At 67.0% G+C, this 14,709-nt stretch carries 16 protein-coding genes and 1 other RNA gene; 9 read left to right on the top strand and 8 right to left on the bottom strand.

Annotated features, from left to right (window positions below; translation table 11 throughout):
* Nucleotides 1–28: 28 nt before the first annotated feature.
* On the bottom strand, nucleotides 29–565 hold the full coding sequence (locus tag DY467_RS21955) for a recombinase RecQ (protein WP_349627673.1): 537 nt from the start codon (nucleotides 563–565) through the stop codon (nucleotides 29–31).
* Between the two features lie 93 nt (nucleotides 566–658).
* Here DY467_RS21955 and DY467_RS21950 point away from each other — a divergent pair, with 93 nt between their 5' ends.
* A complete protein-coding gene (locus tag DY467_RS21950; protein WP_164638934.1) occupies nucleotides 659–838 on the top strand; it encodes a cadmium ABC transporter ATPase in 180 nt (59 codons plus the stop codon).
* A gap of 13 nt (nucleotides 839–851) precedes the next feature.
* On the opposite strand, the gene DY467_RS21945 is transcribed toward DY467_RS21950, so the two are convergent.
* Nucleotides 852–1,316, bottom strand: coding sequence for a hypothetical protein (locus DY467_RS21945; RefSeq protein WP_107346026.1), 465 nt, complete (start codon nucleotides 1,314–1,316; stop codon nucleotides 852–854).
* A 164-nt stretch (nucleotides 1,317–1,480) separates the two neighbouring features.
* Between DY467_RS21945 and ssrS the strand changes: the two genes are divergently transcribed.
* The 3 genes from ssrS (at nucleotide 1,481) to DY467_RS21930 (ending at nucleotide 3,147) form a co-directional block, all read left to right on the top strand.
* Nucleotides 1,481–1,641, top strand: a non-coding RNA gene (ssrS, locus tag DY467_RS21940) — 6S RNA.
* A gap of 83 nt (nucleotides 1,642–1,724) precedes the next feature.
* Nucleotides 1,725–2,318 (top strand): 5-formyltetrahydrofolate cyclo-ligase, encoded by a 594-nt coding sequence (locus tag DY467_RS21935; protein ID WP_164638932.1) that lies wholly within the window; start codon nucleotides 1,725–1,727, stop codon nucleotides 2,316–2,318.
* A 1-nt stretch (nucleotide 2,319) separates the two neighbouring features.
* Nucleotides 2,320–3,147, top strand: coding sequence for a TIGR00282 family metallophosphoesterase (locus DY467_RS21930; protein ID WP_013504318.1), 828 nt, complete (start codon nucleotides 2,320–2,322; stop codon nucleotides 3,145–3,147).
* 206 nt (nucleotides 3,148–3,353) lie between these two features.
* Here DY467_RS21930 and DY467_RS21925 read toward each other — a convergent pair whose 3' ends face one another.
* The 4 genes from DY467_RS21925 to DY467_RS21910 form a co-directional block, all read right to left on the bottom strand.
* Complete coding sequence (locus DY467_RS21925) at nucleotides 3,354–4,814, bottom strand: pyridoxal phosphate-dependent decarboxylase family protein (RefSeq protein WP_164638930.1); 1,461 nt, start codon at nucleotides 4,812–4,814, stop codon at nucleotides 3,354–3,356.
* Nucleotides 4,811–6,046 (bottom strand): ATP-grasp domain-containing protein, encoded by a 1,236-nt coding sequence (locus DY467_RS21920; protein ID WP_164638928.1) that lies wholly within the window; start codon nucleotides 6,044–6,046, stop codon nucleotides 4,811–4,813. The genes DY467_RS21925 and DY467_RS21920 overlap by 4 nt, the downstream gene beginning before the upstream one ends.
* Entirely contained in the window at nucleotides 6,036–7,628 is a 1,593-nt protein-coding gene (locus DY467_RS21915; RefSeq protein WP_164638926.1) for a hypothetical protein, read from the bottom strand. The genes DY467_RS21920 and DY467_RS21915 overlap by 11 nt, the downstream gene beginning before the upstream one ends.
* A gap of 210 nt (nucleotides 7,629–7,838) precedes the next feature.
* The gene (locus tag DY467_RS21910) at nucleotides 7,839–9,530 is read right to left on the bottom strand and encodes a methyl-accepting chemotaxis protein (protein ID WP_164638924.1); all 1,692 of its coding nucleotides are present in this window, start codon (nucleotides 9,528–9,530) and stop codon (nucleotides 7,839–7,841) included.
* 535 nt (nucleotides 9,531–10,065) lie between these two features.
* Between DY467_RS21910 and DY467_RS21905 the strand changes: the two genes are divergently transcribed.
* The 5 genes from DY467_RS21905 to DY467_RS21885 all read left to right on the top strand — a co-directional run bounded on the left by DY467_RS21905 (nucleotide 10,066) and on the right by DY467_RS21885 (nucleotide 12,287).
* Entirely contained in the window at nucleotides 10,066–10,416 is a 351-nt protein-coding gene (locus tag DY467_RS21905; RefSeq protein WP_164638922.1) for a hypothetical protein, read from the top strand.
* Nucleotides 10,298–11,047: an RNA polymerase sigma factor gene (locus DY467_RS21900; protein ID WP_164638920.1), complete on the top strand. Its 750-nt coding sequence runs from the start codon at nucleotides 10,298–10,300 to the stop codon at nucleotides 11,045–11,047. Before DY467_RS21905 ends, DY467_RS21900 begins: the two co-directional genes overlap by 119 nt.
* Nucleotides 11,044–11,463, top strand: a complete 420-nt coding sequence (locus tag DY467_RS21895; RefSeq protein ID WP_164638918.1) for a hypothetical protein — start codon at nucleotides 11,044–11,046, stop codon at nucleotides 11,461–11,463. Before DY467_RS21900 ends, DY467_RS21895 begins: the two co-directional genes overlap by 4 nt.
* On the top strand, nucleotides 11,460–11,903 hold the full coding sequence (locus DY467_RS21890; protein ID WP_164638917.1) for a periplasmic heavy metal sensor: 444 nt from the start codon (nucleotides 11,460–11,462) through the stop codon (nucleotides 11,901–11,903). The genes DY467_RS21895 and DY467_RS21890 overlap by 4 nt, the downstream gene beginning before the upstream one ends.
* A gap of 96 nt (nucleotides 11,904–11,999) precedes the next feature.
* On the top strand, nucleotides 12,000–12,287 hold the full coding sequence (locus DY467_RS21885) for a cysteine rich repeat-containing protein (RefSeq protein WP_234820031.1): 288 nt from the start codon (nucleotides 12,000–12,002) through the stop codon (nucleotides 12,285–12,287).
* Nucleotides 12,288–12,358: 71 nt separating this feature from the next.
* Here the strand turns inward: DY467_RS21885 and DY467_RS21880 are convergent, their stop codons facing one another.
* Complete coding sequence (locus DY467_RS21880; RefSeq protein WP_164638915.1) at nucleotides 12,359–13,204, bottom strand: DUF1499 domain-containing protein; 846 nt, start codon at nucleotides 13,202–13,204, stop codon at nucleotides 12,359–12,361.
* A gap of 199 nt (nucleotides 13,205–13,403) precedes the next feature.
* A complete protein-coding gene (locus DY467_RS21875; RefSeq protein WP_164638913.1) occupies nucleotides 13,404–14,552 on the bottom strand; it encodes an acyltransferase family protein in 1,149 nt (382 codons plus the stop codon).
* Nucleotides 14,553–14,709: the final 157 nt, after the last annotated feature.

Here is a 14,709-nt window from a genome sequence, read left to right as displayed (position 1 = left end):
TACGACGTCGAACTGACGTTCTCGCCTCTCACCGCTTTTTCGTCTTTGCCGTCTTCGCGGACTTCGTCTTTGCTTTGGAAGCCGCAGACTTCGTCGTCTTGGACTTCGCGCCCGACGCCTTGGCAGTCTTTGATGACGCGGTCTTTGACGTTGAGGTTTTAGACTTCGTCGTTTTGGCCTTCGTACGGGCTTTGGACGCCTTGGCCTTGGAAGCTCCAGACTTGCTGGCAGCCGACTTCGTCGCGGTCTTGGCCGCCTTCTTCGCGCCCGACGTTGCTCCCGCCTTCGCGGCGGTCTTGTTCTTGTTCGGCGAGGGCTTGGCCAAGGGCTTGGTGAATTCGGCGAGGCCGGCGCGCGCCGCAGCCTTCGTCACCGTGGCCTTGACCGGACCGCTGACCAGCCGCCGCACTGCACGCTTGGCGGCGACCTTGGTGATCTCCACCGCGCCGTCCACCACCATGTCGATCAGATTGTCGACCAGCGGCAGCCGCTTCTCGGCGGATTTGCGGGGCCTCGCCGCGGCCTTGTCCTGGTTCGGCGCCTGATCGCGCCCGTCGTCGTTCACGCTCTCGTTCACGCTGCTGTCTCCCGCGCTTGGCTCGGCTGAGGAACGTTTCAGTCCACCTGTCCTTGACCTTCTTTGCGAAGGTGTCGGCAGATGACGGGTGAGGACCTGAATTGGTTCCAGATCGCAGTCCGCGTGCTGTTCCTCGCGGCGGTGTTTTCCTACACGGCGGTGATCAGCGTTCGGCTGCTCGGACGGCTCGGCGGCATCTTCCGCCGCGGTCCGCGCGTGGTGCGTTTGAGGAAGTATCGAGAACTGGGGCGTCGGCGATGAGCTGCCGGCTGCGCTACTTGGTCAGAAACTTCCACGCCACGACAATCGCGCACAGGGCGGCGAAGATCAGCAGCGCGGGGATCGGGCGACGGGCGCCGCCGGATGGTGCGGGACGAGCGCCGCGATCCGCCATCCGCGTCACCTTCGGCTTCTGCGGCTTCTTGAAGCGGACGACGTTGTCGACCACTGCCTCGCCGCGGTCGGCCGGCGGCGGCGAGCGCGGTTCGGGCTCCGGGGCTTCGCCGGTGCCGCCCATGTCGCTGTAATAGGCCTGATAGGTCTCGCGCACCGCGATCGTCTTAGACTCGATCTCGCTCATCCGGTCGAGCCGCTCGCGATAGCCGTTCAGCACCTTCTGGGCATTGTCGGGCAGGGTGTCGAAGCTGCCGAGCTTGGCCATCATCAGCCAGGTCGCGAAATCGGCTTCGGCCCGGGTTCGGGCTCTGCGGGCGATGGTGGTGCTGGACTTCGAGGCCATGGCGATCCGGGTTGAGCGTCCTCGCTTTGAGTCGCCGAGCTTCGTGGCGATCGTGGGACAGCTCTTGATAGCCGAAACGGTTGTCCACGTCAGGTGGTTCATCATTGCCGCGAATTCCCCGGAGCGGGCTGGCGAACCGGCGGTATGATCGCTACATTGGCTGGGCGAAGCTGCGGGACGCGTCAGGAGCCATATATCCCCGGGGCCTTATCGATCCTTTCGGGAACTGTCCCTGGCCGGGTCCGTGGACCCGGTCATATGGTGCCCACCTACTTTCGTAGGGAACTCCGGGATCGAGTGCTTCAACGGTCACCGCGGCCTCGTACTTTAACCATCTTGTCCGGCAGCAAGCCGGACTGACGGTCGCCCGAGCTTCATCCCCGCGCCGCGGCCGCCTATAACCCGCCGATGTCCGATCTTTCCGCCGCTCCCAGCGATGCCAAGACCGCGCTGCGCGCCGCCGCTTTGGCGCGCCGATCGGCATTGACCGAGGACGACCGCAGCGCCGGAGCCGCGGCGATCGCTGCGCGCGGGCTGCCGGTGCCGCTGCCGGACGGAGCCATTGTCTCCGGCTATGCGCCGATCCGCGGCGAACTCGATCCGTTTCCGTTGATGCATACGCTCGCCGCCTGCGGTGCCCGGCTGGCGCTGCCGGTGGTGACGCGGCGGGGCACGCCACTGGTGTTCAGGGTTTGGCGGGACGGCGATGCGTTGCCGCGCAGCGCGCTTGGCATTCGTGAGCCGTCGCCGGATGCACCGGAGGTGACGCCCAACATCGTGCTGGTGCCGCTCGCCGCATTCGACGCCAGCGGCCATCGCATCGGCTACGGCGCCGGTCACTATGACTGCACGCTGGAATATTTGCGCGCGCGCGGCTCGGTGGTAGCGATCGGCTTGGCCTTCGCAATGCAGCAAATCCCCATCGTTCCGGCCGCCGCCCACGACGTGGTGCTGGATTATGTGCTAACGGAGCAGGGCCTGCTCACTTTCCGGAGTCGATAGTTTGCGCATTCTGTTCATCGGCGACGTGGTCGGAAAATCCGGCCGCACCGCAATCGCCGAGCATCTGCCTGGCTTGATCCGCGACTGGCAGCTCGATTGCACCATCGTCAATGGCGAGAATGCCGCCGGCGGTTTTGGTATCACCGAGGCGATCTACAACGATTTCATCGACGCCGGCGCCGACGCGGTGACGCTCGGCAACCACGCCTGGAATCAGAAGGAGGCGCTGGTGTTCATCGAGCGCGCGCCGCGTCTGGTCCGCCCGATCAACTTCCCGCGCCACACGCCGGGCCGGGGTGCAGCGCTGGTCGACACCCGCAGCGGCGCGCGGGTGCTGGTGATCAACGCGATGGGCCGCGTGTTCATGGAGCCGCTGAACGATCCGTTCGCGGCGATCGCGCGCGAACTCGAAGCCTGCCCGCTGCGCGACGCCGCCGATGCCATCGTGGTCGATTTCCACGGCGAGGCGTCGAGCGAGAAGCAGGGCATGGGGCATTTCTGCGATGGCCGGGTCAGCCTCGTGGTCGGCACCCATACGCATGTGCCGACCGCCGATCATCAGATCCTGCCGAACGGCACCGGCTACATGACCGACGCCGGCATGACTGGCGACTATGATTCAGTGATCGGCATGCACAAGGACGAGCCGGTGCATCGCTTCCTCACCGGGATTCCGCAGGGCCGGTTTGAACCGGCCAACGGCGACGCCACGCTGAGCGGCGTCGCGGTCGAAACCGACAACGCCACCGGCCTCGCCATCAAGATCGCCCCGGTCCGCATCGGCGGAAGGCTGGAGCCCGCCAAGCCGGCGTTCTGGACGGCGAACTAACAACCTCTCCATCGTCAGTCCGGATTGCGCGCAATGCGCGCAAGTCCGGAAACCATACTCCCGGGACTCGCCATAAGCCACCGCGCGTAGGCGCCGTTCTTCACCGCAAGCGCGGTGATTATGGATTCCGGGCTCGCCGCTGCGCGGCGCCCCGGAATGACGGATGAAAGGTCTTTTATCCCAGAGCTCGATGGGTGCAGAGCGGACTACTCGGCCCGCTGCGCTCCGAACTTCAGCACCGCATCCACCATCCGGTCGACATCCGCAAACGTTGTGCGGTGGTTGACGATCGCGGCGCGGATCGCCAAAGCGCCGTCGACAGTGGTCGAGGATGGCGCGGCGATTCCCGACTCGTGCAGGTCGGCGACGATCTCGGCGTTGAGCGAGTCCATCACGTTCGGCGCGGCGCGATAGCGGAAGCAGACGATGTTCAGCGTCACCGGCGCCAGCATCTCGAGCTGCGGCTCGCGTTCGACGCGGGCTTCGAGATAGCGCGCCACCTTGCAGGTCTGGGCGATCATCGCGCCCATCCGGTCGGCGCCGAAGGTCTTCAGCGTGAACCATGTCTTCAACGCGCGGAAGCCACGCGACAGGTCGGGGCCGTAGTCGCACGGCCACGGCGAGCCGCCGGCGAGGCCGCGGGTCTCGCGCCGCAAGTAAGCGGCCGGCGCCGCAAACGTGTCCCGGTGCTGCTCGCCATCGCGCACGATCAGGAAGCCGGCGTCGTAGTTGACCTGGCCCCATTTGTGGAAATCGAGCGCGATCGAATCCGCTTCCGACAGCCCCTTCAGCTTCGGTGCGATCTCGTCCGACAGCATGCCGAGTGAGCCGTAGGCGCCGTCGACATGAAACCACAGCCCTTCGTCTCGGCACAGGTCTGCAAGCGCCGCGAGATCGTCGATTGCGCCGACATCGACGGTGCCGGCCGAGCCGGTCACCAGGAATGGCTGACAGCCGGCGGCGCGATCCTGCGCGATCCGCTGCTTCAGCGCGTCGATATCGATGCGATGATCCTTGCCGAATGGAATCCGCCGCAGCGCGCCGCGGCCGAGTCCGGCCAGATCGGCGGCCTGCACCACGCAGCCATGCGCCGCCGCGGACGCGTAGGCGGTGAGCCGCTCGCCCGGCAGCCCGCCCTCGCGCACCTGCGGTCCGACCGCCGCGGTGCGCGCGACCAGCAGCGCCATGAAGTTCGCCATCGACGAGCCGGTGACGAACACGCCGCTGGCGGTTTGCGGAAAGCCGAACAATTCGCGCAACCAGCGCACGATCTGGCGTTCGACCTCGATGCCGATGTGGTCGCGGCCGCCGCAATTGGCGTTGAGCCCGGCCGCCAGCATTTCGGCCAGCATCCCCACCGCAGTGCCGCCGCCATGCACCCAGCCCATGAAGCCGGGGTGGACGTTGCCGGTGGCGTAAGGCGCGATCTCGTCGGTGAAGCGGCGATACACTTCGGGCAGCGGCGTGCCTTGGCGCGGCAGCGGCTCGGCGAAGCCGGCGCGCACCGCGGGCGGGATCGGCTGCCACACCGGACGGTCGCGCACGCCCGCGATGTAGTCGAGCATATCGTCGAGCATGCGATGCGCATCGGCGCGCAGCGCGTCCCAATTGTCAGGATCAAGGCTCGTTGCGCCGGCATTCGCGCCGGCGCGGTCCGCGTCGCTCACGCCACGCTCGTCAGACGCGACGCCACGCGGCGCTCCAGCATCGACGCGAAGGCGTCGAAGATCTTGTGCATCTGCGGCGGCTTGTAGGGATAGAGGTCCGGGCTGTCCATGTCATGGACCACCGCGGTGTTGTCGATTTCGAAGACCAACAGATCGCCGCGCGGGGTCTGGGCGCAGTCGATGGTGAAGTAATCGAGCCCGATCCGCTCGATCATGCCGTCGAGCGCGGTCTTGTGGCGCAGCGCGAAACCGAAATCGAAGGTGTGGAAGAACGCAGCTTCCTCGAGACGCTTGACCTCGTCCTCGGCCATCCCGGCGTTGAGGTACCAGATGTCCCAGCGATTGGCGATCGCCATGTGGCAGGCATATGGTTTGCCGTCCACCACCACGAGGCGATATTTGCGGAACTGGCCGTCGTCGCTGGCGTAGTCGACGTAGCGGGCGATGAAGTAATCGCTCTCCTGGCGGTCGCGCAGATAGTCGAGCAGGGCGACGCTGTCGGTGATGCGGGCGAGGCCGAAGCCGGCATGCGAGCCGCGCGGCCGAACGATGATCGGGAAATCGACCCCGCCGGTCATCTCCGGCAGCATGGCCGAGCCGTTGGCGGCGGCGACCAGCGTGTCGCGTCCGACCGAGATGGTGTCGGGGATCTCCAGCCCTTCGATGTCGCCGATCAGCCGGTACAGCTTGTCGCGGTCGAGATGGCGGATCAGATGCGGCGGGTTGAGCAGCGGCGCCGGCCAGTCGGCGGCGCGCGCTTCGATCGCCGCGAGCGCGCTCATGCATTCGTCGGAGTCGGAGGCGATCACGATCGCGACGTCGTGCGCCGGCAACGGATCGGGCAGCGGCACCCCGTCGACCACATACAGCGTCTGCAGTTCGATGCCGGAATCTTGCAGCAGGAATTCGATCGGGGTGTTGCCGCCCATGTCGATGTCGGCGGCGAGCGCCAGCACGCGCAGCCGCGGATTGTCGCTGGCGCAGGGCGAGCGGAACAGTTGCTGCTGCTTCAGCGTCTCGGTCTGCACCGACAGGCCGGCCTGCTTGTGGCCGAACAATTGCGTGATCAGCGCGAGATCAAGTTGCTCGCCGGGCGTCGCGGTGCCGGCGTCGGTCTTGCTCATCAGATCCTGCCACAGCGGATACAGATTCTCGCCGTCGAAGGCGCGCTTGGTCAGGCGGGCGAAGCCGATCCGGTCGGCGGCGACAAGCTGGGAGGGGTTAGTGGACATGATGTTCCTTGGCGGCGTTGTCGGTGGAAACAGAGGGCTGGCGCAGCAGCGCTTCGAGCGTGGTCATCGCGGCTGCGGCATCCGCGACGATGCGGCCCTGCGCGCCGGCGTCGGCGTGAATGTCGATGATGTGGCGGGCGCTGATACACAGCCGCAGCGCTGGCACGGCGTCGTCGTGGCGGCCGCCCCAGCCGACCGGCTGGCCGAGCAGGCACGCGGCGTGGCCCGCGGTGCCCTCGGCAAGGGCGCGATGCAGCGCGCGGCAGTCGGCAAGCGAGAGCGGGTGTCCGTCGCTGTGCAGCGTGAAAGCGAAGATCGTCGGCCGGGCGAATTCATCCCCGCGTCCGGCGGGGGATTGCGGCGGCAGCAGCCGTGCCGACGGCGAGGCGGCAATCAGTTTGGCGAAGTCCTCGCCGAGTTGGCGCACGACATCGCGGCGCAGCTTTGCGGGCGCCGCCACGTAAGCGCGGATCTCTTCGAGCGCAGCTTCCCAGCGCAGCCATTGGCCGAAATTCGGCTCGGCCGGAAACTGCGCGCGCAACCCCTGCCAGCGCTGCGGCCAGTCGCTGCGGCCGAGATAGTCGGCAAGTCCCGGTGCCAGCCGCGGCAGCGCGCCGACGGCTTGGGCAAGCTGCGGCGGTAGCAGCACCGCGCCGCTGAATGCGGGACCGGTGAAGTACTTCGATCCGGTCAGCAGCACGATGAAGCCGCGGTCGAGCAGCGCCGCGATCCGGCGGTTGCCGAGCCGGGCCTGACAGGCGTCGATCACGATCTGCACCCGGCCGGGCCAGCGTGTGGCGATCTCGGCGAGGCAGCGGTCGCTCGGGCCGGTGTGGCCGAGCTTGGAGCAGTCCATCGCTTCGAGCATCACCCGCGCGCCTTGCGCCACCGCGGATTCGACGATGTCGAGCGTCTCGGCGTCCAGCGTCGAGGGCGAGCGGATGCGACCATCGGTGTCGCGCAATCGCAGTCCGATGCTGCGCACCGGTCCGAGTCCGGCGATCGGTGCGCCGCGTGTGGCGACAACGCCATTGGCGCTGCGTGCGCCGAAGTGCAGGCCGCGGGCCGTGAAGGCGGTGCCGGTGCCGGTCTGATCGGACGCGGCGATCACGCTGACGATGTCGTCGCCGAGCAGGGCGCGGCTGATCGCCAGCGCCACCAATTGCGCGTCGGTGCCGGAGGAGGTGAACACGATCTCGGTGGCGGTGTGGTCGAGCCCGAGCAGCGCTTTCAGTTCGCCGCGCATCGCTTCGACGCGGTCGTCGAAGCATTCGATCAGGCCATGCAGCATCGCCGACGACATCAGCGCGTCGCGGGCGCGGCTGGCGGCGTCGTAGCCGCGCAGCGAGATCGTGCTGGCGGTGCAGGACGAGAAGCTGGGAATCTCCGGCGCCGGCGACAGGCTGCAGCCATAGGCGTTGCGGCGGGTCGCTGGATCGAGGTCGATCCGGGCGTCGCCGCCGCAGGCGAGCAACTGGTCCAGCGGAGCGAACAGCTCGCGCAACGGTGATTGCGGCCGCAGGGCCGGATCGATCGCCGGCCGGCTGTCCGCCGGGCGGATGAGACTTCCGGGATGGGCCATCGCTCGCTTACCTCGCCCGGCGCTGATCCGTCGCGCCGAGAGGCGGCGACGGTGGAACCTCACCAATCTGTAAACGGGCTTGGTTAATGCCGGCTTTACCAAGACCTCGTGCGGTTACGGGTAGAGGCAGGCGGGCCGGGACTAATGCCTTGAAATGCAAACGGCCGGCGCCTTGGGAGGCGCCGGCCGCGACAATAGGGTCGGAGACGGTCAGGCGGCGCGGACCGAATCCAGGAAGTTCGAGACTTCGACCTTGAGCCGGGTGGAGTCGCCGGACAGCGACTTCGCCGCCGCAAGCACCTGGGACGAGGCCGCGCCGGTCTCGGTGGCGCCGCGCTGCACATCGGTGATGTTCGACGACACCTGCTGGGTGCCGAGCGAAGCCTGCTGGACGTTGCGGGAGATCTCCTGCGTCGCCGCGCCTTGCTCCTCGACCGCAGCGGCGATCGTCGACGAGATCTCCGACATCTTGGCGATGGTCTCGCCGATCTCCTTGATGGCCGCCACCGACTGGTCGGTCGCCGCCTGGATGCCGTTGATCTGCAGCGTGATCTCGCCCGTGGCCTTGGCGGTCTGCTCGGCCAGCGCCTTGACCTCGCTGGCAACCACCGCGAAGCCGCGGCCGGCCTCACCGGCGCGCGCCGCCTCGATGGTGGCGTTGAGCGCCAAGAGGTTGGTCTGACCCGCAATGGTGCTGATCAGTTCGACCACGTCGCCGATCCGGGAGGCCGCCTTGGCGAGCTCTTCGACCCGTCCGTTGGTCTGGCGCGCCTGGTCGACCGCTTCGTGGGCGATCCGGGCGGATTCCTGGACCTGACGGCTGATCTCGTTGACCGACGACGACATCTCCTCGGTCGCCGACGCCACCGACTGCACGTTGGTCGAGGCTTCTTCGGAGGCCGCGGCCACGGCGGTCGCGAGCTCCTGCGATTGCTCGGCGGTGCGGGTCAGCGTGGTGGCCGAAGCCTCCAGCTCGTCCGAGGCCGCCGAGACGGTCTCGACGATTTCGCCGATGGCGCGTTCGAACGCTTCGGCGACCTGGTTGGCGTGGGCCCGGCGCTCGGCCTCGGCGCGCGCTTCCATCTCCTGCCGCTCGCCTTCGAGCCGCCGACGTTCCTGCGCGTTGACCTTGAACACCTCGACAGCTTCCGCCATCTCGCCGATTTCGTCGTGGCGGCCGATGCCCGGCACCTCGATGTCGATGCGGCCGCCGGCCAGATCCTTCATCGCGCCCGTCATCGCCTGGATCGGCTTGGTGATCCGCCGCGCGATGAACACCGACACCGCGATGGTGATCAGCAGCACCAGGGCGGCTGCGATCAGCGAGTGCTGCATCGCGTTCCAGGTTTGGGCGTCGAGGTCGTCGATATAGACGCCGGTGCCGATCACCCAGCCCCACGGTTCGAAGCCGGTCACGAAGGTCAGCTTCGGCTGCGGCTTGTCGGAGCCCGGCTTCGGCCAGACGTAGTCGACGAAGCCGCTGCCGCTGCGGCGAACCGTGTTGACCATCTCGGCGAACAGCATCTTGCCGTTCGGGTCCTTGGCGCTGGACTGATCCTGTCCGATCAACTGCTTGGCGATCGGATGCATGAGCATTTTGCTCTGCATGTCGGTGATGAAGAAGTACTCGTTTCCGCCGTAGCGCAGCTTTGCGATCCGCGCCTGGGCGCGCTTCTGCGCTTCGTCGGTGCTGATCTCACCGCGCTGCGCGGCGTCGTGTTCGTCCTTGACGAAGCTGACGGCCAATTCGGCAAGATGTCGGAGCTCGATCTGTTTCTGTTGCTGCAGGCTGGTCGCCAGCTCGCGGGAATCCAGCAATGTGAGGCCGAGAAGGCCGATAAAACCGAGGCCGATCAGCAAGTAGATGCGGCGGCCGATAGTCAAGTGCAGTCGAGACAGCATTAATCGAGCTCCAAAATAACGACGTGCGGCCGGCTTCGCAGCCAGTCCGTGCGCAGTGCAATTTCCGATGGGTGCTCACAGGCCGCTCGCGCCCTGTGTCTTGCCTTATGTCTCTCTCGAAGATCGCATCGACAACGGATGCTGATCGGACCGGACTCGTCGGACGCGCGTGCGCAACGCCTGACGAGTTCGGATGAGGAGACGTCCTGTGTCACCCAAGGGTATCAGCAGGTCTGGCCGTTGCGACGAATAGGTAGCAGGGCCAGTATTTCCACAAACCATGCGATCCAAACACTATCGTTTTAGTAAAGACGGGCCTCAACTAATAAGAGTGCTACTCAACTCCAACTTGAGAATGGTGCGGAATTCTACACAAGGATACCGTAGGTGAGGGGTCCATACCTCGGTATTCTACGAAGTGATACTTTTGGCCGCACAACCCTCGTGACCTCCCGAAGGAAATCCCTCTTGGCCCCGTATTCACGACATCGGCCCGGTCTGCCGGGCCAATCTTCGACCAGGGAAGGATGTCGTGATGCGCAAACCGATCAGGACTGCGGCGCTCGCCGTCTCTGCAACACTGGCCTTCGCCGGCTCGGCCGCGATCGCGGCGCCGCTGGCGCCCGTGAGCCCCTCGGCGGCGGTTGCCGCCGCAACCGCGCTGCCGATCGAAACCGTGGCCTGCCTCCGCGGCGGCTGGCGCGGCGTCGGGGTCTACCCCGGCTGCGGCTATTATCGCCGGCCGTACTACCGGCCCGCACCTTATTATGTGGTGCGGCCGTATGCGGTGGCGCCGGTTTACGGCGCGCCGGTGGTGGTCGCGGGCGCGCCCGTGGTGCCGGTGCCGCGGCAATGCTGGATCGCCGGCGCCTGGCGGCCGTGCTGACCGCGTGTCGGCTGTCATCATCAAGCTCAACCGGGGCGCGCCGGCTCAGGCCGGCGGGCTTCGACCGTTGAGCATCGAACACGATAGCGACGAGGTGCTGATGCTGGCGGTCGCAGAGCGCCGGCAGCAGGCCTTTCGCGTGCTGATGGCGCGCCATATGCCCCGCGCCATCCGGCTCGCGCAGCGCATCGTCCGCGATCCCGCCGAAGCGGATGACATCGGCCAGGAGGCGTTTCTGCGGGTGTGGAACAAGGCGTCGTCGTTCGATCCGAAGATCGCGCGGTTCTCGACCTGGCTATACCGGATCGTGCTGAACCTCAGCTTCGATCGCACCCGCAAGCCGCGGCATGCGCCGATTGAGGATGCCGCCGAGGTGGCGTCGGCCGACCCGGCGCCGGTCGAAACGCTCATCGCCGCGCAGCAGCAGCGGCTGTTGGAGGCGGCGCTGGCAGAACTGCCGGAGCGGCAGCGCGGCGCGATCGCGCTGTTTCATATGGAAGGGCTGTCCGGCGAAGAGGCCGCCCGCGCGATGAATCTCAGCCCGAAGGCATTCGAGTCGCTGCTCGGACGGGCGCGGCTGACGCTCAAGAAAGCAGTCGAGAAACGACAGGACGACAGGAGGCGGGCATGACGCTCGATCAATTCAGGCAGTTGGCCGACACTTGGGGCGGCGACATCGAACGCTGGCCGGCGGAGGCGCGGAGCGCCGCGCGGGTGGTCGCCGCCACCGAACCGGGCGCGGCGGTGCTACGCGAAGCGAGCGCGTTCGACGCGCTGCTCGCGATGCCGCCGGAGGTGGCGCCGGCGCGGGCAGGGCGGGTCGCGCTGGGGGTGCTGCAACGGATCGGCGCCGGCGAGGCGCGCGAGCCTTGGTATCGCCGGCTGCTGCAGCCCACCTCGCTGCTGCCGGTCGGCAGCCTCGCCTGCTCGGCGCTGGTCGGCCTGTGGCTCGCCGGCACGCTGCCCTATCACCATTCGCAGGAGGCGATCGCGGCGATGGATGCGGTGTTCGATTCCTCCGCCGTGACGCTGTGGAGTCCACAATGACGATTTCGCTCGGCCGCTTCACCCCGGAGCGCTGGCTGCTGCTGGCCTCGCTTTGTATCAACGTCGCGCTCGGCGCCTATATCGGCGCGCAGTGGCTGCGGCCGCAATGGACGCCCCCGCATGCCGGCATGCCGATGCGTCTGATCGAGCGCGTCGCCTCGCGCCTGCCGCAGGCCGACGCCGACATCCTGTGGCGCAACTTCAATGCCAAGCAGGTGACGCTGCAGCCGCTGCAGCGCGACTATGTGGCGGCGCTGCGCACCACCTTGAATCTCGCCGCGCAGCCCGAGCTCGACAAGCCGGCGCTCCGCGCTGCGGTCGAGAACGCGCGCGACAAGCGCAGCAAGGTCGGCGACGCGATGATCGACACCTTCGTCGAGACGCTGGAGCAGATTTCTCCGGAAGGACGCCGGCAACTCGCCGGCCGGCTGTTTCGCTGAACTGGCGCGCGAAGGATCGGACGGGCTCGAAGGTATCAACTACATCCGCCTCGACGGCGTCCACTTCGAACCCAAGGATTCGCCATGGTGCAACGAATGAACACTTCGAATCGGTCCGATCGTCCCGCGCCGCTGTTCCGTGCGCCCGACGTGCTGGTGCGGGCAACGCTCGCCGCCGCCTGCGTGGTTGCGGCCCTGATGCTGACCCTGCAGATGGCGAGCGCGCAGGATCGCGGCGCGGCGCGCGAAGCCTGCAAGGCGGACTATCAGAAGCTCTGCAACGGGGTGTCGCCCGGCGGCGGCCGCATCAAGAAGTGCCTGAACGACAATTTCAGCGCGCTGTCCGATCCTTGCAAGCAGGCGCTCGGCGGCGCCGACAAGTAAGCGGCGCGGGTCTCGGCCTCGGCTGAATTCAGTCCATTGCGGGCGTCGGCGCGGATCGCGCCGGCGCCTGATTACTTCTTGGCTTTCGCCTTGGCCGGCTGCTTGGCGGCCGGATCGGCCTTCGGGGTCGGAGCGTTCTCGACCGCGGTGTTGATGTCCTCGGTGAGCTTGGCGATCCGCGCAGCGTTGCTGCCGAGGTCGCTTTCGAAATAGCGCGAAGACGACCGGATATCGATCCGAGTGTCCTCGCCGTCCGGCCGCAGCCGGATCACCACGTCTTCGGGTAGGCTCAGGATGGTGGTGCGCGCCACCGCCTCGATATGGCCTTCGCGCTTCGGCAGCTGCGGCGGGCGCTCGTCGACCACCCGCCATTTCCGCCGGTTCACCAGCTGCAGCACGATGTCATAGGCGCGCTGCACCGGCATCTCGACCTGAAGGGTCTCAATGTTCGGATAGGCGGCGCGCTGCCGTTCGGCGGAGTACAGGCCGGCATAGACCGCGGTGTTGACGTCGTCGCCGACCCGCAGCCGCGCCAGGGTCTCGAACTGCGGCGGATCGATCGAATCGGTGGTGATGTCGTGGATCGCCGGAAGGCTGCGGTACTGCCAGCCGAGATAGGCCGGGTAGGCGAGGATCAGCGCGTCCAGCAGTAGCGCCAGCAGGATGCGCGGGATGCCGCGCGAGCCGTTCTGCCAGATCGCCGCGAAGCCGGCGAGCGCCAGCAGGATCGACACCCCGGCCAGCGCCAGCGCGCCGAACCAGGTGGCCATCGCCGGGCGCATTTCGAGAAAGCCGAATCGCACCACACCGATCGACACCAGCGTCGCCACCGCGGAGAACACCGCGAGATTGCGGGCCCAGGTGGCGAGTCCGGAGACGGGCTCCTTCAGATACGGAGCGGAAAATCTGCGCGCCATCGCGTGAGGACTGCCGGGTTGATCGCGGCAGACATCGCGCCGCAGGAGCCTCCGTTGAGACCACGGGCGGCAGCCGAATTCAAGGCCGGAGAGGGAACCTGAGCGCCGGGGAAGGGCGCACGCTCCGAGTTTGCCGGAAGTGCTTCCGGGGGGTCTCGCGGGAAAGGTCAGCAGGCAGCGGCTCGGCGCCGGCCAGGCCTTAAAGGATCTTCTGAATTCGCGGGATGCGCAGAATCAGGCCGGCGAGCAGGAAGCAGGCGACGCAGGTGGCGATGCCTGTCACCGCGAATTTCAGCAGCGGCGGCGCCGTCATGTTGCGCAAGGCGAGCGCTAATCCGACCAGCACCGGCGGATGGATGATGTAGATGGTGTAGGCCCGCGCGGCGAGTTGCTGCCATCGCGGGACGAGATGCTGATATCGGCGCTGAAACACAACCAGCAACAGCAGGATCAGCCCCCAAGCCACCAGCGGCTCCCAAAAGGCGTAGATCGCCGCCGGGACTGTCCAACCACCGTCGGACGAGTTGGTGGGGCCCGGCGGCCACACTCCGGCGGAAAGCGGCAGCAACGGCAGGCTCACCAGCGCGATGCCAAACCAGATCATTGCGGTGCGTCGTGGGATTCGCTCCAGCCAGCGTGGTCTCGCCGCCAAGCATCCGGCAGCGAACAGCACGACGTAGCTAGCGAAGTAACCGAACTGCAGCCCGTGCCAACTCGTCCCGACGGGCCACCACAGCCGGAGGACGAACGCTGCGGCGCCGGTGAGCACCGCCAGGATTGCCAGTGTGGTGTTGGAAGGAAACGGAGCCGCGGTGGCTTGTGGAGCCGTCGATCGTTGGGACAGCAGCAGCCAGGGCACTGCCGCGACCCCAAAGATCAGCAGTGCCTCGGCAAACCACAGCGGCCCTTCGATGAACCGGCCGCGCTGCCACAGCGTCAGCAACGTCGGCCAGAACGCGTGGCCGCTGGCGAGCCCTGCAAGCGCGACGGTCAACGGCCCGATCAGCAAGCCGAACAGCAGCAGGGGCACGCCGAGCCGTAGCAGCCGGTCGCGCAAATAAGCCGCACTGCCCTTGGTGCGGAAGGCGGCCGGGGTGAAATAGCCGGCGAGCAGAAAGAACAGGCCCATGAAGTAAGCCTGATTGGTGGCCACGAACATCGTCAGCAGGTGCGACGACAGCGATCCGTTGGGCGTCACCTCATGATAAAACCAGCCGCCGCTGGCGCCGTAGGTAATCGCGGTGTGATGAAACAGCACCAGCAGAGTCATCACCGCCCGCAGCGCGTCGAGTCCGCCGTTGCGTGTGCGCCCGGCTTCGTCCGGCCGAGGAACAACACCCACCTGCATCGCCCCGCCGGTCGCTTTGGTTCGAGGAAGACACGTCTTATCGGATGTCGACAATCGCTGTCGTTGATCTTTCTTCGCTCTCGCGTAGCAGAAGTCTGCTCAATGCCCGGGGCCCCCCACCCCCGACCCCTCCCCGCAAGGGGGAGGGGAGAAGAGC

The organism is Rhodopseudomonas sp. BR0G17 (assembly GCF_010907025.1).
In the GTDB taxonomy this organism is placed as follows: Bacteria; Pseudomonadota; Alphaproteobacteria; order Rhizobiales; family Xanthobacteraceae; genus Rhodopseudomonas; species Rhodopseudomonas palustris_H.
The sequence above is the reverse complement of the archived record's forward strand: the minus strand, read 5'-3'. Positions and strand labels throughout refer to the sequence as shown.